This is a genomic window from Antarcticimicrobium luteum (assembly GCF_004358185.1).
Taxonomy (GTDB): domain Bacteria; phylum Pseudomonadota; class Alphaproteobacteria; order Rhodobacterales; family Rhodobacteraceae; genus Antarcticimicrobium; species Antarcticimicrobium luteum.
Genome location: NZ_SMUV01000068.1, coordinates 135,457 through 161,015, shown reverse-complemented (window position 1 = coordinate 161,015; position 25,559 = coordinate 135,457). Strand labels below are relative to the sequence as shown.

The window sequence follows — 25,559 nt, the reverse complement described above, 5'->3', positions numbered from 1 at the left end:
GAATGCGTAAGATCGCATTCATGTTATTGATATTGTTATATTTTATGTGATTGAGGGCGGGTTTCCCCGCCCTCGGATGGCGCGGATCACTCCGCGGCCATCATCGATGCCTCATTGCTCGGCAAGTCCGTTGTAAGGAAGGCGGGCAGGTCGACATCTTCGGCCTGCTCAGCGTCGGAAACGGGCTCAGACGCCCCCTGCCCTTCCACACCGTCGAGTGCCGCCGGATCATGACGACGAAGAACCTCCGGCAACCAGCCGCTACCCTTCAAGAGGCGCTCGGCTTCGGTCGCCATCTCGCCCTTCTTCAGGTGATCGAGGAGTTGCGCCGTCCCCTCCCCTTTCGCCTCACGCACGGCCTCGAGGATCCGGGCCTTGGGCACGCGGTTCAGGTAGGTATCGGCCGTCGGCTCCCAACCCGCCTCGACCATGTCGATGTCGACCGCCTGTGCGACCAGGTCGGCCTGGGTCATCCGCCGCGTCAGACCGCTGGCGGAGATGCCGGCACCATAAGGGTTCACCTTCTCATGCAGCGCATTGATCCCGAAGCTGAGGCAATGCGCGAGCAGGGACAGACGGCTCGCCTGATCGAGGGAGGTCAGGTAATCCCAGAGAGCGGCATCGTCGCCGAGCGGCAGGTCGGCCTCCCACTCCGCGTGACGATCGTCCACCAGCTTGGCCACCACGCTGTCCTTCAGATCGCTGGCTTGCGCGGACATGTAGACGTGACGGACCGAGGCCTCGAGGCAGCTGCCGGCCGAACTGGACGTCCGGAAGGTGTCGTTGACAAGCTTCAGGAGCAGCAGCGTCAACGCGACATCAGGGGTGCGCCCGACAGCTTCGCGCAGTGCCAATGTCCGGTGCGCCGTCAACTCCATGACCAGCCGCTCAGGCAAGGGCTTTAACGCACCATCGTCCTCCTCGTCGGGAACGTTGGCGCCAAGCGCCTGACCGGCAGAGGTGATCACCGTGCCATGGCCGACACCATCCGCGCTGCCCCCCACTGAAAGCTCAGCGCCCTGCCCGCCTACGGCCTGTTCACCGCTGTGGACGTCGATGTCTTCCCGAGGCTCATCCTCGGGCCGCACGAAGCCCCGATAGACGGCAAGCTCGCCATAGCGATCAAGCGTCACGAAAGCCCCTGCCCTCGCGATCTCCTCCGCGTCGAAGATCAGCGGCCGAGCCTCGAGCTTCTCCATCGCGACTTCCAACTCGCCAAGACGCGCGTCGATCTCTTCGGGGAACTTATCCTGGCCCTCGTATTCCTCTTCGAGCGCTCGGTACTCGGTAAGCAGCTTGGCATGGGCCGCGCCTTCATCATCCGTCATCGGCGCCGGGTCTCCGCCCAATCGCCGCAGGCCATGGCTGTAGCCATAGGGCAGGTCGAGCGAGACCTCGATCCACTTCCAGCCTTCTGTCGCGATGGCTTCGGCTTCAGCCTGAAGCTTCTCGCTGACCAGACGATCGAGCAGGGCAGGGTCTTCCAACCAGCCGCCGTCATCGCCTTGGAAAAGGTCATGCAACATCGTACCGCCAGCAGCCTCATAAGCCTCGACGCCGACAAAGGCGGCACGACGGTCAGAGGCGCGCACCGAGGTTTCCGTCAGCATCCGTCGGATCTGATACGACTCCTTGTTCCAGGACGACCGAATCGCCTCCCAGATCTGAACCTGGCGTTCATGATCCGGATTGACCGTGAAGGCCATCAGCTGCTCCAGCGTCATCTCGTCCTCGGCATAGAGCTCGAGCAGGGCAGGGGCCACGGTGGCGAGCTTCAGGCGTTGTTTGACCACCTGTGGCGTGACGAAGAAGGCGGCTGCGATCTCTTCATCGCCCTGACCCTTCTCCCGCAGGGCCACAAAGGCGCGGAACTGATCGAGCGGATGTAGGGCAGCGCGTTGCATGTTCTCAGCGAGCGAGTCGTCTTCGGCGAGGATCGTGGAATTGGCATCCCGCACGATGCAGGGAATGGGCGTCGTCTTGGCCAGGCGCTTCTGTTTCACCAGGAGAGACAGGGCCTGGAAGCGCCGACCGCCAGCGGGGATTTCGAACTTACCGGTCTCGGAACCATCCTCCTCAACAACGGGCCGGACGCTCAGGCTCTGCAGCAACCCGCGGCGGGCGATGTCTTCGGCCAGTTCCTCGACCGAGATGCCGGCCTTGATGCGCCGCACGTTGGACTGGCTCAGCACGAGCTTGTCGAAGGGGATGTCCCGGGAGGGGGACAGGGTGACTTTCTGGACAGATTTCGCCATCAGATCTTCTCCACGACGGGCGCCGGAAGCCACTCTTCCGATCTCACTTCCCGTCACCCCTTTCACAGCCATTCACTACCTCTCAACATGTCCACCGCGGTGGACATCACGCAGTAGCTGCCCCAGAACGAGAAAGTCTCTCCAACAAGAGTGATGGATTGAAGTCAGTTTCTCTGCGACCGAGCGTGATGCTGTGGAAATACGCTCCAAAGTCTCGGATGCGGTTGCTCATCTGGAGAATTATGAAGATGGCGCATGATGCTTTTTGAGAGCCTATCTTCCTCGCAGCCTTTTCGAAGGTGCTTTCGTGGATTCCCATCATTGGAGCGAGTGTTCTGGCATGTCTTTCGACGTCGATCCAGTTTCTGAGCGAGTTCGTAGCGAACGATGTGGCTTGGTCGCAAACGGTTGTGAGCGTTTGCAGAGCAGGTGTTTCGTCGTTGGTCGCGCTTTCTAAATCTTTTTGTTCTTTTTCAGACTTAGATTGGTGCCGGACAGTTTGTCCGTCATTGGCGGGCAGTTTCACTGCTTCTGGTGCGTCCACCGCGGTGGACATCTGCTTGCAGTGAACTTCCAGTTTGTCGAGCAAAGCACGATACTCCGCGATCGAGAGCTTCCTCCGAAGAACTCGGCGTACCACATGTGTGAGGTTGTTTTCGGGGTCATCTTCGTCGAGACGTGCAAGCCTGGTTAGGATTTGCTTTCGCAGGAACACGCGATCCCGGCGTGCGTTTTCCATCTCTTGGGCCGCCGCAAGTAGCTCGCTGGCACGCGCGAGCAATGGAGTGAGTGACAAGCCATAGCTAATGGACCGACCTTCGGACGACTTCACCCGGTATCTTTTGCGATTTGGGCTGTCATGGCGCTTCATGAAACCGAGTTCGACAAAGCGATCGATGTGCCTACGGAGGGTTCGTTCATCGATCCCGCCAATTCGACGGCAGATCTCGTCGTTGGAAGCGAACACTGTATCTCCATGCCCAGGCTTGAGAAAGCTCAGCATCGCTTGGAGCGTTTGAACATGTCCTGGACGGAGACCAAAGAGGGTGCGAGTGTCTCTCAGCGCGCGGAAAACTGCCCAGATGTTGGTTTCAGGCGTGGATGTGGCGGGGGTGCTTTTCCCTACGCCCAAAGTTTGAACGGAAAGTTTTGTGAATGCCATGTTTGTTGAACGACGACCGTTGCGGCCCACAACTTCCCCGGCTCTTCACGCCGTTTTTGGCGAGAAAAGGCAACAAAAAGACGTCCACCGAATCGGTGACTCTTGACCGGTATGTCGGAGATTGCTACATCACAGGTGCTAATCAGATGATGAGGGCTCTCCGGGGGAAACCTTGGGGGGCTCTTTTCTTTTTGGTCTTCGCCTTTCTCCTCTGCTCGTGTTTATGGTTATGACCGGGGATCAGGTCCCTGAGCCTCTCTCATTCTGCCACTGTTCGAAAAGCTGTCGCAGCGTGTTTTCCGCACGCTCTTCGAGCCATTGGCCGAATTCCGGGTTGTCCTTGCGGGTGATCTTGATCGCGATCGACTTGCCATCCACTGAAAGTGTGCCGACAGGGCTACCACTTTTGTCCTTTACCACGATCGTTTGGCTACGGGCGCTTTGGTTGGCCGCGCCACGCGCTTTGCTGGAGCAAGCGACGTAGACAGCTTGAAACCTGTCTGAACTTGGAGTGGTGTCAGGGAGAGCAGCAAGTGTCTCGCGCGCAATATCGACAAGCGGAACTTTCTCCGAAAGAGCCGCCAGATCACCCCATTGGCGTCGACCCACGCCATGAGCCGGGCCGATAAGTCGGACAAGCTCGTCAGGCAGTTGTTCGATGACTACACGATGGTTCGACACACCTTGCCGGGTGAGGCCTAGAGCGTCCTGGATGACGCCCGGCTTGTAACCGGCTTCCTGCATCTCTTTGATAAAAAAAGATTTCTCAATGAATGACGGATCCAGCCGGAGGTTGTTTTCCTGGCCTTGCGCGATCAGAGAGGCATCGTCATCGAGTGTTCGAACGATCGCTTTTACGGTTCCGCCGACTCTTCGAATGGCTGCCAGTCTTCGACGGCCATAAATGATGCGGTATCGGTCTGGTTGGTCTGAGGGGCGGACCATGATCGGCACTTGCTGACCATGCTTGCGAATGCTTTCGGCGAGATCTTCAATGCTGCTGTCCTCCAGGATCAGTCGATCCCGGAGGCCATCCACATCGATCCGGTCGGGCTCGATATCTCGGATTGAGTTGGCAGTGATTTCTCGGAGAGAATCCCGCAATCCGCCAACCGAGCCAGGTAGCTTCGTGGATTTGACCGGGGCAGGAGAGGGGGCTGCCGACTCTTTCTCGTCTTTCGGTGGTTGGTTGAAGATATTTCGGGCCATCAGCGACGCCCCCATGCCATTTGGATTGTCTGCTCCAGCTCATCGGCAACGCTGTTCACGCTGGTCAAAGCCCGATCAATGGTCTTCCGAATGAGCTGGCTCGGGTCTACCTCGTAGATGGTTTGCTGAGTCATGCCGGCATCAGAAATGGCTGTCGACTTCAGCATCGGCTCAGTCATGACTTGACCCGCAAGGATTGAACGCAGGTACCCGGCCATTTGCGTTTGTGGTCCGTCCGACGGCTCGTAGCGTGTGATCAGGAACTTTACGAAGTCCCAAGTGACATGCCGTCCAATCGCCTCCTCGACGGCTTTGACCGTTTCCGAAGCAAGTTTGAGAAACTGGCTCATCGAAGCGATGTCGAGCATGCCAGGAACTACTGTCACGAGCAGGCCCGTGGACGCCGCCAATGCCGTCAATGTCAGGAAGCCCAACTGCGGAGGGCAATCGATCAGCACGATGTCATAGTCGGAATCGACCTCCTCCAACGCTAGAGCAAGACGCTCTGCGAAAATCGGCTGAATCCTGCGCGCGAGCGCGTTCGCTGTCTCGGTCTCGTATTCGGACAGCATCAAGCCAGCCGGGACCATGTCGAGCTTATGGAAGTATGTTCTCTGGATTACCTCAGAGAGTGGAACCTGATCCTCGTACCTCAAGGCGTCATAGATTGTGCCACCCTCGGCAAATTCAAGCTCAGGCCGGAAACCAAAAAAAGTTGTCAAACTGGCTTGCGGGTCGAGATCCAGAACAAGCACACGGTAGCCGCGCAGGGCATACCGATGTGCCAAATGGATCGTCGCAGTTGTCTTCGAGCTGCCGCCTTTGAAATTCACGACCGATATGACCTGAAGACGGTCGCCCTCTCGGCGACCAGGCCTGTATGCGTCAGCGTTCTTCCCCGTCCGGGCCAAAATGTTACGGAGTTCGTCAACTTCTTCGGCCGTGTAGAACCTGTGACCACGACCGTCAGTGTGAACTTCAGGAAAGCTGCCATCTTTGTGCCGGTTGCGCAGGTTCGACGTACTAACGCGCAGTAGCTCGGCGACCTCGGTCGAGCTGAAGCGGCGCAAGGACTTGCGTTCTTCCGGCTCGAACGCAACTTTCATCTGCCGGTCAAGCGACTCAGCAAGACTGTCTGCGAATGCTCCGATGTCGGAAGAGCCTATGCCTTGCGCGTAGCCCGTATTTCGATCATCCATGTTCTGCCGCCTCTCATGGCCTTTGCCAAGGCTCTTTGTCGTTCTGACGGTCGAAGCCACGTCTGACGCGTTTTGCCGTCAGAATGGAAATGCCACGAACATCTGAGTCCGGCAAGAAGAATCTAGATGTAGTGGAAAAGTTGTCCACAGCACCAAATCGGGCGGGTGGAGCCTGCGCTCGATAACGCATTGATTACTAACGAAAAAGACTGAATCTGGCGAGGCCGATATCCTTCGAGATATTTTCTGCTCTCGCGAACTAACCCCAAGCCTTTGTTGGATATTTTGGTGGTTTTGGTCCAATTGTGGCGATGATTCTGGAAGATTATGGCCGAGCGAAAAGAGTAGTTTGCTAACCATTGGCGCCTACAAAAGGCCGAGGCGCTCTGCCCGCTCCAGGAGCATTCTGACTGAGGAAGGTTGCCAACTTGTGCGACCGCGAGGGGTGCGCTCACGCATGGATTCCAGCCGGTCACAGATTGCCTGCAGCGTGATCTCGGGGTCCGCACCTTTGATAGCTGCGACAATCGCCGGCAGGCGATCGTCGGTTTCGCGACGTCCAGCGCGTCCAAGCACTTCAGCGGGCAGGAACCCGTCCCGCACATATGCCTTCACAGCGCGGAGTAACCGGCTTTGCGTCCAGTGGCGGCCGTGGGGCAGGGGGCCATTAATGATCCGCAGCACATCTTCCCAGGCCATATCCGGTCGCAGGCGCCGCACATGCGGCACCCAATCCTGCGCGGTCTCGTTCAGGCGTTCCATGTAGCCATCCTGCCGGGCAAGCCGTACCTTGCGAAGCGCGGCCGGGTCCTTGGTGCGAAGCCCAGGATTGCCACCAACGCGACCTTTGGCGCGCGCAGAGGCAAGACCCGCCTTGGTACGCTCGCGGATCAGAGCGCGTTCAAACTCCGCCGCCGCACCGAGAACCTGCAGGGTGAACTTGCCCTGAGGCGAGGCAGTGTCGATCGGGTCCTGGAGCGAGCGGAAGAAGGCACCCTTTGCCTCCAGACGGTCGATCACCTCGAGAAGGTGCGACAAAGACCGCGCCAGCCGGTCGATCCGCACGACGACCAGCGTGTCGCCTTGGCCCACGCGCTCCAGCACGCGTGCCAGCACCGGCCGCGCGTGATTGCCGCCCGAGGCGTGCTCTTCAAAGATCTCGGCGCATTCCGCAGACTGCAGGGCCTCAGACTGGGGCAGGGGGGTCTGATCCTCTGTCGATACGCGCGCATATCCTATCAGGGGCATGAAAACGGGCCGTTTGCAATTCAAGTTATCGCGATTAAACGGCCGTTTATGAACGGATTCAAGGGCGTTCACTGTGGCGCTTTTCGGCACAACGCCTTTGGTTTCCTTACGCCGAGCAGGATCAGAGAGGGCTCCGCGCCCGGCGCGCTTGCTCAGGACGACGAACCCGGCTACCAAAATCCAACCCGCAGACTCTCGTTATGAACGAGGGACCGCCGGGGGGCAGGTCACGCCCCGGGGCCTATCTGAGACGGCCGGCACAAAAGGCCGAAGCGGGCAAATTCTCGATCCTTCCGATGCTGAATGCGCTGTTGCGCCGCTCCCCCCAAGCGGATTGTCAGCTGGCAATCTGCAAAAGTGTGGAAAACCAATGGTATGCAATATTGCCAGGCGTCATTCACCGCTCTTTTCCGGATATTTCCGGCCCGGCAGGCCCATACAGCGCGGCAAGAGACCAGCAGCGCCGTGGCAGGGCGGGATCGAAGGGCCGTCGGCCGTTCGTCCCTCACTCCAGCAGATCCGCCGCCGGATTTTCGGTGATGTCGACGTCATCGTAGTAGCGCTGCGCCTGGGCCATCGAGCGATGCAGGGACAGGCGCATGGCCGCCTGGATCGGGGCGCCGTCGAGGGCGGCCTGGGTCAGAAATCCCGAGCGGAGCCCATGCGGGCTTGCCTGATCCTCTGGTAGTCCGGCCAGTTTCAGGCGCCGCTTGACGATCTGATAGATGCCATCGGGCGACAGTCGACGGGGCAGGGGGCGGCCCGACTTGCTGATCGGCCGGAACAGGGGGCCATCGCTGATCTCTGCCGTGTCGATCCAGACAGCGACCGCACTGGCCGCGCGTCCCTTGAGCACCAGCCGGGGCGTTGCATCGGGCCTCGTCGTCTTGGTCTGCAACAGATGGATCCAGACAAGCCCCTTGGCCTCGAACGCCTCCAGCGACAGATCGGCCCGTTGCAACCCCGAGAGTTCCGAGCGGCGCCGGCCGCCGCTGGCCCAGCCCAGCATCAGGATCGCACGGTCCCGAAGGCCGCGCAGATCGGGGCCGCAGGTTTCCAGCATCTGTTCCAGCGTCTCCCGGACGATGGGTCTGGCCGATTTCGGCGCCCTGGGCCGGGCGGCGGCGCGCCGGGCCTTGGACCGGGCCTGACGCAGCATTGGCGCCTCGAAGGGCGAGGGCAGGTTCTTCATCCGGTGGAAGGCCCGCCAGGAGGCGATGCGGCGGTCCAGCGTGGCCGGGGCAGGGCAGGCGAGGGATTTGCGCAGACCGGCGTCTATCAGTGTCTCGGCGGCGATGCGGGCGGTGTCAGCCGGATCCGCCGCGCCAAGATCGCGTGAATGATCAAGGATGAACCGCAGCGCCACCTCCTCGCGTTCGGGCCAGTCGGGGCCAGCGCCGAATACGACCTCGCGCCAGCGGGTGATATAGAGCAGATCCCGCTCATAGGCGCGCAGCGTGTTTTCGGGCGTGCCGCGCACATAAAGATCGATAAGCGCGGTCTGATCGGCTTCGCAGAGGGCAGGGGATCTGCCCCAGGGCACGGAGACGTCTTGACGTTTCATCAAAGTCTAGCCATCTAACTAGCCAGTAAGCGGCGGGAGGTGTGCGCTATGTGGACATTGCAGGATGCTAAGAACAGGTTCAGCGCCGTTGTCGACGCGGCGCTCGCCGGTGTGCCGCAGGAAGTGAGCCGCCGGGGAAAGCCCGCTGTGGTGGTTCTCTCGGCCGAGGAATACCATCGGCTGATAGAGGATGCGGTCATGCGGCGGGAAAGCTTCGCGGACCACCTGATGCGGTTTCCGGGACCGGAGGAGGTCCCGCGCGCCAAGGTCACCCCACGGGACGTGACCTTCTGATGTATCTGCTCGACACCAATGTGATTTCGGCGGTGCGGCGTCCGGATCGGGCGCCGCAGGTCCGCGCCTGGTTGATGAGCAAGCCGGAAGCGGACCTTTATCTCAGCGTCATTACCCTGGGCGAAATCGAGCGCGGAATCCGCCAGCAGGATCGCGGCAATCCCGATTTCGCGGACGACCTGCGGGCCTGGCTCGACCGGACGATGCTGATCTTCTCCGATCGGCTCCTGGCCTTCGGGGCAGAGGAGGCTAGGATCTGGGGACGGCTGAGCCACCAGCTCGGGCACAGCGGGGCTGACCTGATGATCGCGGCCACGGCGCTGCATCATGGTGCGACCGTGGTCACCGGGAATGTCGTGGATTTTCGGCCAACCGGGGTGCTGTTGGAAAACCCGTTCTGAGCGGCGCAGTCCGCGCATGTGCCCACGCTCCACAGTTCCGGATGTGCCGATGACATAGGCTTTCATGAGCGCCGCCTGGTCGACTTCGCTCAACTGGGCGCGGATCGAGAAGGGCAGGGGGGTCATGCAGCACCTCCACGCGAACCAGACCGGGGCGATCCGGGCCGAAGGGCGTGGCGGAAAGAGAACCGAGCCACTTGCCGGAACGTCGCCGGGGCGTATATACAAGCGTATATCCTTGGAGGGCCTATGATGATGGAAACCCGCATTCGGAAAGTCGGTAACTCCGCGGTCATGACCCTGACCGGGGAAATGCTCGCTCTACTTGATGTAAAGCCCGGGGATACGCTCTTCGTGGTGCGGGGGGATGACGGGTCTCTGAAGCTCTTGCCACAGGATCCCGCCGTTGCCGAGGCCCTGGCGGCGGCCGAGGATGTCATGGACGAGAACCGGGACCTGTTGCAGGCCCTGGCGTGAGCCAATGGCGCTGGGTGCCGATCGAGGCGCTGCATGTGATCCACGACCGGCAGATCGCGCGCCACGGCGGCGCACCGGGTCTGCGGGATGCCGCCCTTCTGGAAATGGGCTGCGCCCGGGCGATGAACCGGGCGGGGTACGAGGAGGCTTCGGTGTTCGAGATCGCCGCCGCCTATGCCTTCGGGATCGTCAAGGCGCATGCTTTCGTGGACGGCAACAAGCGCACCGGTTTCGTCGCCGCTCTGACCTTCCTGAGGCTGAACGGCTATGCCATGCGGCCGGAGCCGGCGGTCGGGGTGGCGATGATGGAAGACCTGGCCTCCGGTACGGTGGAGGAGGCCGCCTTCGCGGTGTGGTTGGGGCAGGAGGCACGTCCGATCGAGCTGTGACATGGGGCCAGACTGCGCCGTTTTCGCCGTTTTCTCAATAGGCATGATAATGGAACCTTATCATGTCTGATGGGGCTTACTGCACGGATCCCCCAGTGCCGCGCGAAAGGATTGTTTTTTGCACATCATGGCCATGATGTGCAATTATAGTTGCACAGAGGGAGCAGCCAGAGGGGCGCGCTATGACAGGTCATTTCGAACGCCATGTCCCGGCGGACAACATGGCCCGCTTCTATAGGCTCGAGATCCAGCCGACCCTGTTCGGCGACTGGTCCTTGCGCCGCAGCTGGGGGCGGATCGGAACCTTTGGCCGCGCCCGGGTCGAGCGTTTTGCCACCGCGGAGGCGGCGCTGGCCGCGGCCCGCCGGCTGGCGGAGGCCAAGTGCCGCCGCGGCTATGTCCGCCTGCCCGAGCGGCTGGACCTGCCGTTCGGACGGGGCGCCTGAGCGATGCTCCGAGTTGGCGCGATCCCGGACATCGAGGACCTGGAAGACGACGAGACCCCCGAAGAGGATCTGTGGTTTCTGCCCGGTCCCGATCCGGAGGAGGATGTCCCGCCGGGCGCCGCGCCGGACAGACGGGGGCAGGACAGGGCCCTGTTCGACCCTGAACCCTGGCAGGCGGCGCAGGCCGATCTGGCGCGGGAGCTGGCCGAGGTCGCGGGCCTGTTCGGGGCGCTGGATCAGCGCCTGAGGACGGCGCCCGCAGGCTGGCGGCAACGGCTGGCCCTGCGCGAGGTCTCGGACCTGAGCTGGTGGACCGGCGACCGTCTGGGGCCGGAGCGGATCGGCCTCTGGGTCACCCTGCGGGCCGGCTCGACCCGGGATACCGAACGGGCGCTGGCGCGCGCCGGCTGGGCGATGCGGCGGCTGGCCCCGGGATCGGGGCCCGCGCCCGCACCATCGGAGGATCTGGCGGTCTTCCTGGACCGGCTGCCCGGGCCGGCGGCTCGGGGCCGGACAGGCGGCGCGCCCGCACCGGCGCCCGATAGGGCCGTCGAGGATGCGCTGGCCGATCTGGCCGAGGTGATGGCCGGCGAGCAGGCGCTGCATCCGATCACCGCCGCGGCGCGGCTGTTCCATGCCTGGCGCGCACTGGGGCCGGCGGGGTCGGTGGATCTGGAGGCCGCCGTGCTTGCCGCCCGCCATGCCGCTGCCATGTCCAGGGCGCCGGGGCAGGGGGCCATTTTCCTGCCGTTGGCGCAGACCGGCGCCGGGGCGCTGCGCGGGCAGGGGGATCCACATGCGAAACTCTCTGCCTGGTTGCGCGGAGCCGAGCGGGCCACGCTGGCGGCGCTGCTGCACCTCGATCGCGTCGCCGCCTGGCGGCAGAACGCCGAGGCGGTGATCGCCGATTTCTCGGGGCGGACGCCGCCGGCGCTGATTGCCCTGCTTGGTGCCTGGCCGCAGGTCTCTGCCCCCATGGCCGGGGCCGAAACCGGCGCCTCCCGCGCCGCCGTCCAGCGCAACCTCGACCGGCTGGTGCAGCGCGGCCTCATCCGCGAGATCACCGGGCAGGAGCGGTTCAGGGTCTGGGCCGCCCGGCTTGTCGGCTAGCCGCGCGCGAAGGACGACCGGTGCCGCGATGACGGCAGGGCCGGGGGAAACTTGCCAGCACCCGGACCATTCCGGTTCCGCATCTATTCGCCGCGCCACGCGGGGGGGCGTTTTTCCAGAAAGGCACGCGCGCCCTCCTGTGCGTCTTTCGACCCCGTGGTCCTGTTGAGGTAGTCGTCATTCAGCGACCACAGCGCGGATTCATCACCGCTCGCCGCGCTGCGCGCAAGATCGAGGCCAAGGGCCACCGACATCGGGGCAGAGGCGGCGACCTTTCCGGCCATGTCGCGCGCGGTGGCCATGACATCCGCCGCCGGGACAACGCGGTTGATCAGGCCCAGGGCACAGGCGCGGGCGGCGTCGATCGGCGCGCCAATCAGGATTATCTCGTTCACCAGCGCAATGGGAAGGCGGTTTGCCAGCCGGAAGACGCCCCCGGCCCCGGCGATCAGCCCACGCTTTGCTTCGGGCAGGCCGAAGATGGCGGTGTCGGCGGCCACGGCCATGTCGCAGGCCAGCACCAGTTCGAACCCGCCGGCCATGGCGGGGCCGTTGACTGCGGCGATCACCGGTTTGGTGCGCCGGACGCCGACAAACCCCGCGAACCGGCCCTTGCCGTGCAGGATGGCCTCGGTCTCGCCGTCGGCAAAGGCCGCAAGGTCCATACCCGCGCAGAACGATGAGCCGGACCCTGTGAGGATCGTCACGGCAACCTGCGGATTGGCCTCACAGGCCTGCACGGCCGCGCTCAGCTCCCGGGTGAGCTGCGCATTCACGGAATTGCGCCGCTCGGGCCGTTCGAGGGTGATGGTCGCGATTGGCCCGTCGATGGCCAGGGAGATGGTTTTTGGCTGAGTCATGAATACGTTCCCATGAAGTGTGGCGCGCGTCTTGTGTGGAACCGGGCGAGGCCTTCCGGCGGGTCGTTGCCTCCTGCGGTCATCGGGTGCCGGATGCCGCGATGCCTGCGTCCCTTGTGTCCGTCCATGATAGCGATAGGTGGCAAATTTCATTTGGTCAACTTTTTCGTCATACATTATTGTCTGCCGATAATGCTGGTGATAGGTTCGCTGGCGAAGAATGAAAAAGTCATGACTTTAAGGGGAAACGACACATGATTCCTGAAAGCTCTCAAAGGTCTCTGGCGCTGAAGAGCCGGATCGAAGCCTTTATGGAAGACCATATCTATCCGAACGAGGCGCGGTTTTATCGGGAATCCGAAGATCTGGGTCCATGGAAGGTCCAGCCCGTGGTCGAGGAGCTGAAGGCAAAGGCGCGCGAGGCCGGGCTGTGGAATCTGTTCCTGCCGGAATCCGAACGCGGCGCCGGGCTGACCAATCTCGAATACGCCCCCCTGTGCGAAGTCATGGGCCGCAGCCACCTCGCTCCCGAGGTGTTCAACTGTTCGGCCCCGGACACCGGCAATATGGAGGTCTTGGAGCGCTATGGCAGCGAAGAGGACAAGAAGCGCTGGCTCGCGCCGCTCCTGAACGGCGAAATCCGGTCGTCTTTTGCGATGACCGAACCCGCCGTCGCCTCTTCGGATGCGCGCAATATCGAAAGTGCCATCGTCCGGGACGGCGACGAATATGTCATCAACGGGCATAAGTGGTACACGACCGGCGCCACCGATCCGCGCTGCAAGATCATCATCTTCATGGGGAAATCGGACCCCGATGCCAATCCCTACCGGCAGCAGTCCATGATCCTTGTTCCCAAGGACACTCCGGGCGTCAAGGTGATCCGCTCTCTGCCCGTCTTCGGGTTCTATGGGGTGCCGGATCGTGCCGCCGAAGTGGTGTTTGAGAATGTCCGTGTGCCGGCCGCCAACATGCTGCTGGGCGAAGGGTGCGGGTTCGAGATCGCTCAGGGGCGGCTTGGGCCGGGGCGGATCCACCACTGTATGCGGCTGATCGGGCTTGCGGAACGCACATTGGAAAAAATGGTGGCCCGCGCCGAGGGCCGCGTGGCGTTTGGCAAGGTTCTGTCAGAGCAATCCGTGACCCGCGAAAGGATCGCGGAATCGCGGATCATGATCGAACAGTCCCGCCTGCTGACCCTGCGCGCCGCGCATATGATGGATACCGTTGGCAACAAGGAGGCCAAGGCCGAGATCGCCATGATCAAGGTCGCGGTGCCGCAGATGGCCTGCAAGGTCATCGACTGGGCGATCCAGATTTTCGGCGGTGGCGGGACCAGCAATGATTTCGGTCTTGCGGCGGCCTATGCCACCGCGCGGCTGTTGCGTCTGGCCGACGGCCCGGACGAGGTGCACCGCGACCAGATCGCGCGTCTGGAATACAAACGTCACCGCAATCGGAATGACGCCGCCGGCGCGCTGAATTGGGGACCGGCGCTGTCTGACGCGGCGCTTGGCACCGCCGACGCATAGACCTGCGCAAAGGCGCCCGGTTGCGCCTTTGCGATCCCCCCTCGTCAGGTGATCCGATGGGGGGCGTGGCAAAGCGGGAAACCTGGCGGCCCGGAGGCACGGCGTGTCCCGGCGCTGCGGGCGTTGGAGCAACCGGCACAGATGTCCTGTGCCGGTTGTTGCGTTCACGATGTCAAAGGTTCACCTCGAAGAGCCCGGCGGCGCCCATTCCGCCGCCGACGCACATGGTCACGACGACATACCGCGCGCCGCGCCGCTTGCCCTCGATCAGCGCATGCCCCACCAGCCGCGCCCCGGTCATGCCGTAGGGGTGGCCGACCGAGATTCCTCCGCCGTTGACGTTGTAGATCTCCGGGTCGATCCCCAGATGATCGCGGCAATAGAGCGCCTGAACCGCGAAGGCCTCGTTCAACTCCCACAGGCCGATATCGCCGATCTTGAGGCCGTGCTGTTTCAGAAGCTTGGGAATGGCGTGGACCGGACCGACCCCCATTTCCTCCGGCGGGCAGCCGGCCACGGCCATGCCGCGATATGTGCCAAGCGGGCTGAGGCCGCGCTGTTCAGCCAGTTTCGACTCCATGATGATGCAGGCCGAGGCACCGTCCGACAGCTGGCTGGCATTGCCGGCTGTCACGACGCCGCCCTCGATCACCGGGTTCAGACCCGACAGCGAGTCCAGGCTAGTCTGAGGCCGGTTGCCTTCGTCCCTGTCCAGGGTGACCTCCCGCTGGCTGACGGCGCCCGTGGCCTTGTCCCTGACCATCATGCTGGTGGTGAAGGGAACAATCTCGGCGTCGAACCGCCCGGCGGCCTGCGCGGCGGCGGTGCGCTGTTGGGACAAAAGCGCGTACTCGTCCTGCGCCTCGCGGCTGATGTTGTACTTTTGCGCGACAAATTCGGCGGTCTTGAGCATCGGCATATAGGCATGGGGCACCTTGGCGATGACGTTCGGATCCGACTCCGACGAGGCCCAGTCGAAATATTTCTCCTGCACCGCCGAGATATTCTCCTGCCCGCCGGCGCCGACGACATCCATGCCATCGACCATGACCTGTTTGGCCGCTGTGGCAATCGCCATCAGACCGGACGCGCATTGCCGGTCCATCGTCTGCCCCGAGACCTCGACCGGCGCGCCCGCGGCCAGAACGCTATTGCGGGCAAGGTTCATGCCGGCCGTGCCGGCGGCCAGGACCGTGCCCAGAACCACATCCTCGATCTCGCCCGGCTCGACGCCGGCGCGATCGATCGCATGTAGCAGCGCATGGCCGGCGAGGGTGGGCGATTTGGTGGCGTTCAGCGCCCCCCGAAAGGCCTTGCCGATGCCCGTGCGGGCAGTGCTGACGATAACGGCTTCTCTCATGATGGTCCCTCCAGTGGATCAGATGTGACGCTGCCAGTCCGACAGACGCGAGTTGGTTTCGGCCAGGTGCCGCAACAGCGGCGCGACGGTCCAGTATCCGTGTTCGTTGCCTAGCGCGGCGGCGTAGTGATCCATCCGCGCCACGATCGTCTTCAACCCGATCTCATCGGCCATGAAGACCGGACCGCCCCGCCAGGCGGGAAATCCGTAGCCGGCTGTCCAGACGATATCTATGTCACCGGGGCGATAGGCGATGCCGTCCTCGAGGATCAGCGCGGCCTCGTTGATCATCGGATACAGCAGGCGCTCCAGAATCTCCTCGTCGGGGATCGCGGCGCGGCGGGTCACGCCATGCGCCTGCGCCAGGTCGCGGCACAGCTTTTGGGTGTCGTCGGAATGCACGGCCTTGCGATTGTCGTAGCGATAGTATCCCTGGCCGGTCTTCTGGCCATGCTGGCCGTGCTCATAGAGGGTGCGGGCGAGGATACGATAGGCCGGATCCTGTGGTCCCTTGCCGCTCTTGATCCATTCGACCACCGTGCGCGCGCCCACGTCCACCCCGGCCATGTCCAGCATCCGGCTCGGCCCCATGGCCATGCCCAGAAATGCCGGATTTTCGGCCACGCCGTCGATCTGCGAGGGCACCGCGCCCTCAAGCTGCATCGCCTCGCTTTCGCGCATATAGACCTCGGCCATCCGGTTGCCGATGAAGCCGTAGCAGACGCCGCTGACCACGGCGGTCTTGCGGATCCTGCGGGACAGTTCCATGACTGTGGCCAGAACCTCCGGGGCGGTATCCTTGCCGCGCACCACCTCAAGCAGTTTCATGATATGGGCGGGGCTGAAAAAATGGGTGCCCAGCACGTCGCCGGCCCGGCCGGTTTCCCGTGCAATCCTGTCCACGTCGAGGGTCGAGGTGTTGGTGGCGATGATCGCCCCCAGTTTGCACACCGCGCCCAGTTTCCGCGCGACCGAAAGCTTCAGCTCCATATCCTCGAACACCGCCTCGACCACGATGTCGCAATCGCTCAGATCGGCCATGTCGGTCGAACCGGTCATCAGGCCGATCCGGGCCTGCGCCTGGTCTTCGCTTATCAGCCCGCGCGTGACGGTGCTTGCGTAGGCCGCGGCGATCAGGCCCTTGCCCCGGTCCAGACCATCCTGCGAGGTTTCGACCAGATGCAGCGGATATCCGGCATTGGCAAAGCACATGGCAATACCGGCGCCCATGGTGCCCACGCCCAGAATGCCGACCCTGGAAATCGTTCGCCTCTCCGCGTCCCTGCTCAGGCCCGGGATTTTCTGCGCCGCGCGTTCGGCGAAAAACAGATGCCGCATGGCCCGCGACTGCGGTGTGCGCACCAGATCGGAAAAGGCCCGCGCCTCCACCCCCTCTCCATCGGGGAAGGATTTCTGCACCGACGCCGCAAGGCAATCGGCCACGGCGGCAAGGGCAGGGAGCCAGGGCCTGGCCTGCGCCGCCCTGCGCGCCTCGGCGATCACGGCCCCGGCCGTGTCGGCATCCGGCGCGATCAGGGCGCGGGTCCGCCGGATCGGCGCGCCGGATCCGGCCAGGTGCAAGGCTAGCTCCCGCGCCGCCAGGGCATGATCCTCGGCCAGCTTGTCCACGATCCCCGCCGCCGCTGCGGCGCTGGCCGAAATCGGCTTGCCCGAGGTGATCATCTCACAGGCTTTCGCCACGCCGGCCAGCCGGGGCAGACGCTGCGTGCCAAGCGAGCCGGGGATAAGTCCGAGCGTGATTTCCGGCAGGCCCAGCCTCGTCGTCGGTGTCGCCACCCGGGCATGGCAGGCGAGGGCAAGTTCCAAACCGCCGCCCAGGACGGTGCCGAACAGGGCCGCAACCACGGGACGGTCGCTGGCCTCGATCCGGGCCAGCAGGGCGTTGAAGGGGCCAGCGCTGAAGGATGGATCGTCAAAGGCCGCGATATCGCCCCCTGCGACAAAGGTCCGCCCGGCGCATTCGATGACCAGGGCGGCCAGCGATGTGTCCGCTTCGAATGCCGTCAGGGCGGCGTCCATCGCTGTCACCAGATCGGGGGCGATCGCGTTGACCGGTGGATTGTCGATCCTCAGAATTCCCAGGCGCCCGTCCCGGTGCAGTTCAGCCTTGCTCATGTCGGTCCTTCCCGATGTCTTCAGATATCCAGTTGAGAGGGGCGACGCGCGCGCATCGTCTCATCCGTGCCGCGGAGGGGCCGCGCCACGATTTTGCGCCCATGACAGGCGTTCCGTCCGGTCACCGGGGCATTGATTTGCCTGTCGGGCCGCATCGCCCGGATGGACAGAGGGGACATGCCGCTTTACCCTCGGTCGGATCGGAACGGAGAAAGTGAATAAGCGTGGCCAAGGAAAGTGTCGGCTCTGCCAAAGGGACAACAAGTGCGGCGGAAACCATTGTTCGGGACATCCTCCGTGGACTTTACGAGGGCCGCTATGTATCCGGCCAGCGGCTGGTCGAACCCGATCTGATCGGCCGCTACGGGGTCAGCCGCTCCACTGTGCGCGAGGCGATCAAACGGCTTGCGGCGCAGGGGGTTGTCGAAACCCGTCATCACCATGGTGCCCGTATCATGACGATGACCCGGGACGAGGCGTTGAACATCCTGCTGATCGCAGAGGTGCTGGTCGGTTTGGCCGCCCGCCAGGCCGCCGAGCATATCGACGAAGGCACCGCCCGTCAGGATCTTCAGGATGCGCTGGATGCCGTGACGGCCGCCGCCCTGTCGGAAGAGCGTTTCGATTTCATCCTGTCCCGCAACCATTTTCACCGGACGCTGGCCCGGATCGCCCGCAGCCGGGTGCTGGAACAGAGCCTGTTCAACCTGCATGTGCACCTTGTCCGCAACAAGCTGGTCATGACGCCCGAACAGCGCGCCGCCTCTTACCAGAGGATTGCCGATGCGATTTTTGCGGGCGACGCGGCGGCGGCAGAGGTTTCGGCGCGCGCCCATGTCCGGGCGATGATCGACCTGTTGCGGTCCTCCTGACAGACCCTCCGGCCGATCCCGCGCATCCGCCGTGCCGGGCGGTGGCGGTACGGCGGCGGCAACCCCGGCCAAGATCAACCCCCGTCCGCGGGGGCCCGGCGCTGCACACCGATGAACACCAGCTCTTCGTCGCCGTTCACCCAGTGATGCATGGTGCCCGGACCGAAGACGATCACATCCCCCGGTCCGAAATCAAAACGCGAGACCGTGGTGCCGTCCGGCGCGTCATTGCCCATGGTGCCATGACCCGAGACGATACAGCCGATATAGGTGTCCGGTCCGTCATGGCTGACAATGCGCCCGCCGGGCGCGATGTGCCCCTCAAAGACCTCGAACCCTTCCATCCCGGACCAGAGCCGCGCATAGGAGAACCCGGCATTGGCCTTGCCGCCGATCTCCGGCACGTCGGACATGGCCGGGGACGGCGTGGTTTCGACATGCGGAACGCCATTGGCATCGTCCGTGATCACGTGAATTTCTGCGTTGGCCATTGCCGGCAGACAGGCCATTGCGGCGGCGCAGATGATCCGTTTCATGAAATCCTCCGTCGGGGTCCGGTCCGGACCCCAGGTTAAGAAATTGCTGTACATGCGCGCGCCCGGGGCGGGCGGGCGGTTTCAGGTCGGATGGATCATCAGCTTGATCTGACCGCCGGGCTTGCGCAGGGCTTCGAAGGTCTCGGGCAGACCGGCAAGGTCGGTGTGGTCGGTGATCATCGCCTTGGCGTCGATCAGTCCGCGCCCCATCATGGCGAGGACACGGGCAAAGTCGGCGTCCTTGTACCCCAGCACGAATTGCAGCCTGAGTTCCTTGAGCGTCGCGGAAATGGGTATGATCTCATCGGGCTTCATGCAGACCCCGACCAGAACGATTGTGCCCTGGGGGCGGGACAGGTCGATCGCCTGCTGGATGATACCCGGCACGCCGACGCAGTCGAAGATCACATCAGGCGGCGCGCCCGCGGCGTCGGCGAAGGCCCCGCCGATGTCCTCGGTCCGGGCCGGGTCGATCACGAGGTCGGCGCCAAAGGCCGCCGCCGCGTCGCGGCGGGCGGGCGCATATTCGGACACTACAACCGATCCGGCGCCGCGCAGACGCGCGAAGGCGAGCACCGACAGTCCAATCGGTCCGGCCCCGAGGATCAGCACCCGGCCACCCAGGGGAATATCGGCCCGGTCCACCGCATGCAGCCCGACGGCGAGCGGCTCGACCAGCGCGCCTTCATCATAGGATACGCCTTCGGGCAGCGCGACGACCTGCTCCGCACCGACGCGGACGGCTTGGGCGTAGGCGCCCGGCACGGATTTGGCCAGTCCGGTGATCCGGTTCTCCGGGCACAGGATTCCCAGGCCGTTGCGGCAGGATCCGAACCCCATGTCCCGGCAGGTATCGCAGGCATTGACGGGAACGGCTGTGGCGCGCAGCCCGACCGGGACGGCCGGGTCGTCCGAGGCGATTACCTCTCCGGCGAATTCATGGCCAAGGATCGTGCCCTGTTCCTGAAGAAAGGCGCCCTCCTGTGTCGCATGAAGATCCGATCCGCAGACGCCGCAGGAATGCACCTTCAGCACGACATGGCCATCCCCGGCCGCCGGCTCCGGCACCTGCTCGACTGAAAGTTTCTTTCCGGGCCCGTGAAATACAGCCGCTTGCACCATGACGAATCCTCCCAAATTTCGTATTTCCTTTTCGTAGGACAATTTTGTGTGTATGTCCATTGGCGTGCCCTGATTTGCAGGGCGGGATTCAAGAGGGAGGAATTTCGGTGGCTCGATTGAAGGACAAAGTGGCGCTGATCACCGGTGCAGGCACCGGCGTGGGGCGCGCCTGCATGGAGATTTTCGCAGGCGAAGGCGCCAGCGTCGTCGGTGTATCGCGGACCCAGTCCAATCTGGACGAAACGCTAAAAAGCGTAACGGAGGCAGGCGGCAAGGGTCAGGTTGTCGCCGCCGATCTGTCCACGCCCGAAGGGGCACAAAAAGCAGTGGATGCGGCGATGGCGGCCTATGGCCGGATCGATGTTCTCGTGAACTCTGCCGGGGTCGGGTACAATTTCCAGGACAACAATCCCGGCACGATGGAGGACACCGCCAACACCTCGCCCGAGGCCTGGCGGCAGGTGATGGCGATCAACCTCGATTCGGGGTTCTACATGTGCCGGCTGGTGATCCCGGAAATGCAGAAACAGGGGGGCGGCGCGATCGTGAACGTTACCTCGATCAGCGGATATCAGGGCCTGCCCGGCGCGCATACCTATACGGCGGCAAAGGCTGGCATGATCAACCTGACCCGCTCGCTCTGCGTGGCCTATGCCAAGGACGGGATCCGCGCCAACGCGATTGCACCGGGGTTCATTGCCACCCGGATGGTCGAAAGCTTTCTGCCCCTGTTCGAGGACGAGGCGGTTGCCGATTCGATCACCCCGATGCGCCGCCCCGGCAGACCGGAAGAGATGGCCTATGGCTGTCTTTACCTCGCCTCGGACGAGGCCGGCTATTGCAACGGCACGATCCTGACGATCGACGGCGGCACGACCGCCCGCCAGTGAGGCTGGTCGGCGCGGGACGAACCCGCGCCGATCGCGACGGTTCGGAACCTGAAGATTTCGCCGTCATTTCCGTACAATCTTCGGGTGGCCCATCGGCAGCCGGCCGGGCGCCCCTGGCCGCGGGGCGCGGACCGGCTTTGCCTAGAGGGCGTCCTCGTTCAGCGTGGCGGTCAGATCGGATTTCGCGACGACCGGGGCCAGCCATGCCCGGACCTGCGGCAGTTCGAACTGTGAGAAATAGCGGCACGCCAGTTTCTGTCCCTCTCCCGCCCGTTCGGTCGAGGCGAGATCAAGCAGGAGCCAGCCGGCGACCACATGGCCCGCGGCGCTCAGCATCTGGGTCGCATTGGCCAGCGCGGCGGCGGGGTCGTTCATGTCGTGCGCGGCGGCGACGCCCTCTTCCAGCGCCTTGCGGGCCGCGCGCAGGGCGGTGACGCAACCGGCCAGGTCATCGGGTGCGTTGTCCGCGGTCTCGCTGATGCGGCGCAGCAGCAAATCAAGACCGCCGGTCCGATCGAACAGCATCTTGCGCCCCAAAAGGTCGATGCCCTGAATTCCGGTCGTGCCCTCGTGAATCGGGTTCAGGCGGTTGTCCCGGTAGATCTGTTCGACCTCGAAGTCCCGTGTATAGCCGTACCCCCCGTGTATCTGGATCGCCATATGATTGGCCACCAGCCCCATTTCGGAGGGCCAACTCTTTACGATCGGCGTCAGCAGACCCAGGAGCGTTTCCGCCTCTTCGTCCCCGGCGCCGGACAGATCGACCAATCGAGCGGCATAGAGGCAGATCGCAAGGCTTCCCTCGGCGATCGCCTTTTGCGCCAGGAGCATTCGGCGCACATCCGGGTGGCGGGTCAGGGGCACCGGGTCGGGCGCGTCGCGGGCATCCAGCGCGCGACCCTGTACCCGTTCGCGGGCATAGCTGCGCGAGGTCAGATAGCCGCGCCAGGCCAGCGCCGCCGCCCCGATGCCGACCCCGATCCGCGCCTCGTTCATCATCTGGAACATGATCGGCAGTCCCTGTCCCTCGGTTCCGATCAGCCACCCCTGCGCGCCGGTCTTTTCACCAAAGGCCATGACGCAGTTGGGTGTACCGCGCCAGCCCATCTTGTGGTTCAGCCCGGTCACAGCCACGTCGTTGACCCGGCCATCCGGCAGAACAGAGGGCACCGCGAACAGGGACAGGCCGCCGGACCCGCTGATGACACGGCCGTCCGGTCCTTCGGCCTTGGCCAGGACCAGATGGACGATCTGCTCCGTGATGTCCTGTCCGCCCGCGCTGATCCACATCTTTGTGCCGCGCAGGCGATAGCGCGGGCCGAGATCGTCGTGACCGTCCGGCACCGCGCGGGTGGCGACATCGCCAAGCGAAGAGCCGACGTTGGGCTCGGACAGGCACATTGTTCCAAGCGCGGTGCCGGCCTGTTGCGGGGCGGCAAAGGCGGCGATCTGGGCGGCCGTGCCAAAGGTGCGGATCACCCGCGAATTGGCCACCGACAGCATCGGGAAGGAGGCCGCCGCGATATGCGACGCCATGCTCATCGCCATGGTTGCGGCCGCCACGGTAAAGGGCAGCGACAACCCGCCCTCATCCTCGGGCACGGCGGCCAGATGCAAGCCGGCGTCAAGCCAGGTGCGCACGGCGGCACGGGTTCCGGGTTCCACCCGGACGACCCCGTCCCGCAGCTCCGGCTCGGTCCGGTCAGAGGCGCGCCAGGCCGGGGCCAGTGCCTCTTTCGAAACCCGGTCGGCGAGGTTCAGAACCGCTGTCCAGTCGGCGACGTCCTGCCCCTGATGGGCAGGCAGTTCCGCCAGGGTGTCGATCCTGAGCCAGTCGAACAGCAGAAGGTTCAGTGTCTCCCGCTCAAATGGGTTGCCCGCCATCAGCTGCGCCGCACCGAGTTCAACGACGCCGAGATCAGCGCAAGGATCAGAATTCCACCCTGCACGATGTATTGCCAGAACGTTTGCACACCCATCACAGAAAGCCCGTTGTTGATGACGCCGATCAGCAGCACGCCGACAGCCGTGCCCAGGATATGAAACTTTCCGGGCTTCATTGTCGAGGCTCCGATGAAAACGGCGACAAAGGCGTTCAGCAAATAGACGTCGCCAACCCCCTGCGGGCGGCCCGCGCCGAGGTTTGCGCCGGCGACCAGACCGCCAAGCGCGGCACAGGCGCCGCTGATCGCCATGGCGATCAGCGCATAGCGGGAAAAGGAAATCCCGGAAAGGCGCGAGGCCTCGCGATTGCCGCCAAGGGCGTACATGTTGCGCCCGGTCTGGGTGTGTTCAAGAAACACCCACAGCACGAATCCGAGCAGCAGAAGGATCAGAACCGGGTTCGGAATGCCCGCGATTTTGCCCTGTCCGATGATGGTAAAGGCCTCGGGGATTTCCGTTGCATAGACCGTGCGCCCCCCTGAGATGCCAAGAATGATACCGGTGGCGACGAAGCTCATCGCGAGGGTTTCCACGATCGCCGATATCCCCAGATATGCGATTAGCGCCCCGTTGATCATCCCGATCAGCGCCGCCAGAGCCAGCACAACGAGAATGACGATCACCACGGCAAAGCCGTTTTCGACGTTCAGTTCCATCAGGAAACGCGCCGCGAAATAGCCGCCAAAGGTCGCCATGGCACCGATGGACAGGTCGAACAGGCCCACGACCAGACAGATGGTCAGACCAAAGGCGATCATCCCGAGGATCGACACCTGATTGAGAATATTGAGCATGTTGCGCAGGGTCATGAAGACCTCGGGCCGCCCGATGGAAAACAGGATGATCAGCAAACCGAGAGAGATCAGCGTCCCCCAGCGAGACAGGAAGGTGATCCAGTCAAAAGAGGGGCGCGGCTGCGGATCGGCGGAGTTATCAGAAGTTGTTGCGGTCATGCGGCGAGTGCTCCTCCGGCGGCGAGTGTCATGATGTTGGGTTCGGTCACGTCCTCACCCCTGAGTTCTCCGGCTACGCGACCGGCGGCGAAAACGAAGACGCGGTCACAGACCAGCGCGTATTCTTCCAGCTCGGTCGAGGCAAAGACGATGCCTTTCCCCTCGCGGGCCAGCTCGTCAATCAGGTCGTAGATTTCCTTTTTGGCGCCCACATCCACCGCGGCGGTCGGAGAGTTCAGCAGAAAGATGTTGGCCCCGGTGGAAAGCCAGCGGCCCAGAACGACCTTTTGCTGGTTGCCCCCCGACAGATCGTCGATCGAGGCCTCGATGCCGGGCATCCGCACGCGCATCCGTTCCGTCACCTCTCTGGCGGCCTCGTCTTCGCGGCCCCTGTGGACCAGCCGGAGGATCGGTTCACGCAGGTATTTGGCAAGGCTAGGCAGAGTCACGTTCGCGCGCACGCTGTCAGCGTGAAAGACCGCCTCGGCAAGGCGGTTTCTGGGCACATAGGCGATGCCGGCGGCGATGGCGTCGCCTGGATCGCGCAGGCGGACAGGCTTGCCGTCGATCTCGATTCCGCCGCGGGTGGACCGGCGGCGGCCAAACAGCAGGTTCATTGTTTCATCTGCGCCCGACCCGGGCAGACCGGCGATGCCCACGATCTCGCCGGCGGCCAGATCGAAGGAGATGCCGTCGGCGCGGCGCCCGGACAGATCCTGGACGCGCATCAATGTGCCGTCAGTCGAATGGCTGCGCACCCGCCGTTCGGCCAGCGCGCCGTCCCGCCCGACGATTGCGCCGACGATACCGGCATGGGTCATATTGCTCCGGTCGAAGGTTCCCGACAGACGGCCGTCGCGCAACACGGTGGCGCGGTCGGCAATCTGGAACACCTCGCTCAGACGGTGGCTGACATAAAGAAAGGAATGGCCCTTGCGGGTCAGAACCCGCATCTGGTCGAACAGGCGTTCGACCTCATGCGGCAGCAGCGCATTGGTGGGCTCGTCCAGGATGATAATCCGGGCCTCGGCCGAGACCGCCCGCGCGATCGAGATCATCGCGTGCTGCTCCGGTCTCAACTCGGAAATCAATGCCGTTGTCGGTATATCGACGCCGACACGGTCCAGCACCTGCCGCGCGCGGCGGTGGACCTCTGACCAATTCAGGAGCCCCGCCCGACGGGGCAGTTTTTCGCCAAGGTGCAGGTTTTCGGCGACGCTCATGGTCGGCACGAGGTTCATGTGCTGGTGCACCACCGCGATGCCTGCGGCGCCGGCGTCGGCGGGGCTAGTGATTTGGACCGGCTTTCCCTCGATCAGGACGTCGCCGCCGGTCGCCGAATAGGCGCCGCAGATGCATTTGATGAGGGTCGATTTGCCGGCCCCGTTTTCGCCGAGAAGGGCGTGGATTTCGCCCTGACGCACCCCGAAGGACACGTCATCGAGCGCGAGTGTGCCGGGGAACTGTTTGGTCAGGCCCTTGATCGTGAGCACCTCCCGGGCGCTGTCGGGGCCGGGTGCGGGGATCGCGGCGTCCGAGCCGCTGGCCGCAGGAATATCTTGCGCTGTCATGGGTTTGTCCTGCTTTGAGGCTCCGGGCG

General features: G+C 63.7%; 23 protein-coding genes. 9 read left to right on the top strand and 14 right to left on the bottom strand.

Going from position 1 to position 25,559, the window contains the following annotated elements:
• Positions 1-86 precede the first annotated feature (86 nt).
• From E1832_RS13825 to E1832_RS13800, 6 genes are all read right to left on the bottom strand, one after another.
• Positions 87-2,255 (bottom strand): ParB/RepB/Spo0J family partition protein, encoded by a 2,169-nt coding sequence (locus E1832_RS13825; protein WP_133360347.1) that lies wholly within the window; start codon positions 2,253-2,255, stop codon positions 87-89.
• 106 nt (positions 2,256-2,361) lie between these two features.
• On the bottom strand, positions 2,362-3,417 hold the full coding sequence (repC, locus tag E1832_RS13820) for a plasmid replication protein RepC (protein ID WP_133360346.1): 1,056 nt from the start codon (positions 3,415-3,417) through the stop codon (positions 2,362-2,364).
• Between the two features lie 240 nt (positions 3,418-3,657).
• The gene (gene repB / locus E1832_RS13815; RefSeq protein WP_245513989.1) at positions 3,658-4,626 is read right to left on the bottom strand and encodes a plasmid partitioning protein RepB; all 969 of its coding nucleotides are present in this window, start codon (positions 4,624-4,626) and stop codon (positions 3,658-3,660) included.
• The gene (gene repA, locus E1832_RS13810; RefSeq protein WP_133360366.1) at positions 4,626-5,825 is read right to left on the bottom strand and encodes a plasmid partitioning protein RepA; all 1,200 of its coding nucleotides are present in this window, start codon (positions 5,823-5,825) and stop codon (positions 4,626-4,628) included. The genes repB and repA overlap by 1 nt, the downstream gene beginning before the upstream one ends.
• Before the next feature lie 366 nt (positions 5,826-6,191).
• Positions 6,192-7,073 carry a recombinase family protein gene (locus tag E1832_RS13805; RefSeq protein ID WP_133360344.1) on the bottom strand — a complete coding sequence of 294 codons (882 nt, stop codon included), beginning with the start codon at positions 7,071-7,073 and terminating at the stop codon, positions 6,192-6,194.
• A gap of 505 nt (positions 7,074-7,578) precedes the next feature.
• Positions 7,579-8,637 carry a tyrosine-type recombinase/integrase gene (locus E1832_RS13800; protein ID WP_133360343.1) on the bottom strand — a complete coding sequence of 353 codons (1,059 nt, stop codon included), beginning with the start codon at positions 8,635-8,637 and terminating at the stop codon, positions 7,579-7,581.
• 48 nt (positions 8,638-8,685) lie between these two features.
• Here E1832_RS13800 and E1832_RS13795 point away from each other — a divergent pair, with 48 nt between their 5' ends.
• From E1832_RS13795 to E1832_RS13770, 6 genes are all read left to right on the top strand, one after another.
• Positions 8,686-8,931 carry a type II toxin-antitoxin system Phd/YefM family antitoxin gene (locus E1832_RS13795; RefSeq protein ID WP_133360342.1) on the top strand — a complete coding sequence of 82 codons (246 nt, stop codon included), beginning with the start codon at positions 8,686-8,688 and terminating at the stop codon, positions 8,929-8,931.
• Complete coding sequence (locus E1832_RS13790; protein ID WP_133360341.1) at positions 8,931-9,332, top strand: type II toxin-antitoxin system VapC family toxin; 402 nt, start codon at positions 8,931-8,933, stop codon at positions 9,330-9,332. Before E1832_RS13795 ends, E1832_RS13790 begins: the two co-directional genes overlap by 1 nt.
• Positions 9,333-9,584: 252 nt before the next feature.
• Entirely contained in the window at positions 9,585-9,809 is a 225-nt protein-coding gene (locus tag E1832_RS13785; RefSeq protein WP_133360365.1) for an AbrB/MazE/SpoVT family DNA-binding domain-containing protein, read from the top strand.
• A complete protein-coding gene (locus tag E1832_RS13780) occupies positions 9,806-10,198 on the top strand; it encodes a type II toxin-antitoxin system death-on-curing family toxin (protein ID WP_133360340.1) in 393 nt (130 codons plus the stop codon). The genes E1832_RS13785 and E1832_RS13780 overlap by 4 nt, the downstream gene beginning before the upstream one ends.
• 182 nt (positions 10,199-10,380) lie before the next feature.
• A complete protein-coding gene (locus E1832_RS13775; protein WP_133360339.1) occupies positions 10,381-10,644 on the top strand; it encodes a WGR domain-containing protein in 264 nt (87 codons plus the stop codon).
• A gap of 3 nt (positions 10,645-10,647) precedes the next feature.
• Positions 10,648-11,754 carry a helix-turn-helix domain-containing protein gene (locus tag E1832_RS13770; protein ID WP_133360338.1) on the top strand — a complete coding sequence of 369 codons (1,107 nt, stop codon included), beginning with the start codon at positions 10,648-10,650 and terminating at the stop codon, positions 11,752-11,754.
• Between the two features lie 83 nt (positions 11,755-11,837).
• On the opposite strand, the gene E1832_RS13765 is transcribed toward E1832_RS13770, so the two are convergent.
• On the bottom strand, positions 11,838-12,767 hold the full coding sequence (locus E1832_RS13765; RefSeq protein ID WP_206021056.1) for an enoyl-CoA hydratase-related protein: 930 nt from the start codon (positions 12,765-12,767) through the stop codon (positions 11,838-11,840).
• A gap of 101 nt (positions 12,768-12,868) precedes the next feature.
• Between E1832_RS13765 and E1832_RS13760 the strand changes: the two genes are divergently transcribed.
• Complete coding sequence (locus E1832_RS13760; RefSeq protein ID WP_133360337.1) at positions 12,869-14,146, top strand: acyl-CoA dehydrogenase family protein; 1,278 nt, start codon at positions 12,869-12,871, stop codon at positions 14,144-14,146.
• Between the two features lie 172 nt (positions 14,147-14,318).
• Here E1832_RS13760 and E1832_RS13755 read toward each other — a convergent pair whose 3' ends face one another.
• Positions 14,319-15,506: an acetyl-CoA C-acyltransferase gene (locus E1832_RS13755; RefSeq protein WP_133360336.1), complete on the bottom strand. Its 1,188-nt coding sequence runs from the start codon at positions 15,504-15,506 to the stop codon at positions 14,319-14,321.
• An 18-nt stretch (positions 15,507-15,524) separates the two neighbouring features.
• Positions 15,525-17,642 carry a 3-hydroxyacyl-CoA dehydrogenase NAD-binding domain-containing protein gene (locus tag E1832_RS13750; RefSeq protein ID WP_133360335.1) on the bottom strand — a complete coding sequence of 706 codons (2,118 nt, stop codon included), beginning with the start codon at positions 17,640-17,642 and terminating at the stop codon, positions 15,525-15,527.
• Between the two features lie 224 nt (positions 17,643-17,866).
• Here E1832_RS13750 and E1832_RS13745 point away from each other — a divergent pair, with 224 nt between their 5' ends.
• Positions 17,867-18,514, top strand: coding sequence for a GntR family transcriptional regulator (locus tag E1832_RS13745; RefSeq protein ID WP_133360334.1), 648 nt, complete (start codon positions 17,867-17,869; stop codon positions 18,512-18,514).
• Positions 18,515-18,588: 74 nt separating this feature from the next.
• Here the strand turns inward: E1832_RS13745 and E1832_RS13740 are convergent, their stop codons facing one another.
• Complete coding sequence (locus E1832_RS13740) at positions 18,589-19,050, bottom strand: cupin domain-containing protein (protein ID WP_165978893.1); 462 nt, start codon at positions 19,048-19,050, stop codon at positions 18,589-18,591.
• A gap of 81 nt (positions 19,051-19,131) precedes the next feature.
• Positions 19,132-20,172, bottom strand: a complete 1,041-nt coding sequence (locus E1832_RS13735; protein ID WP_165978892.1) for a zinc-binding dehydrogenase — start codon at positions 20,170-20,172, stop codon at positions 19,132-19,134.
• 107 nt (positions 20,173-20,279) lie between these two features.
• Here E1832_RS13735 and E1832_RS13730 point away from each other — a divergent pair, with 107 nt between their 5' ends.
• Positions 20,280-21,062, top strand: coding sequence for an SDR family NAD(P)-dependent oxidoreductase (locus E1832_RS13730; protein WP_165978891.1), 783 nt, complete (start codon positions 20,280-20,282; stop codon positions 21,060-21,062).
• Between the two features lie 141 nt (positions 21,063-21,203).
• Here the strand turns inward: E1832_RS13730 and E1832_RS13725 are convergent, their stop codons facing one another.
• Genes E1832_RS13725 through E1832_RS13715 form a run of 3 tightly spaced genes read right to left on the bottom strand, consistent with a single transcriptional unit; the run spans position 21,204 to position 25,530 of the window.
• Positions 21,204-22,946, bottom strand: coding sequence for an acyl-CoA dehydrogenase family protein (locus E1832_RS13725; protein ID WP_133360330.1), 1,743 nt, complete (start codon positions 22,944-22,946; stop codon positions 21,204-21,206).
• Positions 22,946-23,959 (bottom strand): ABC transporter permease, encoded by a 1,014-nt coding sequence (locus tag E1832_RS13720; protein WP_133360329.1) that lies wholly within the window; start codon positions 23,957-23,959, stop codon positions 22,946-22,948. Before E1832_RS13720 ends, E1832_RS13725 begins: the two co-directional genes overlap by 1 nt.
• A complete protein-coding gene (locus E1832_RS13715) occupies positions 23,956-25,530 on the bottom strand; it encodes a sugar ABC transporter ATP-binding protein (RefSeq protein WP_133360328.1) in 1,575 nt (524 codons plus the stop codon). The genes E1832_RS13720 and E1832_RS13715 overlap by 4 nt, the downstream gene beginning before the upstream one ends.
• Positions 25,531-25,559 lie beyond the last annotated feature (29 nt).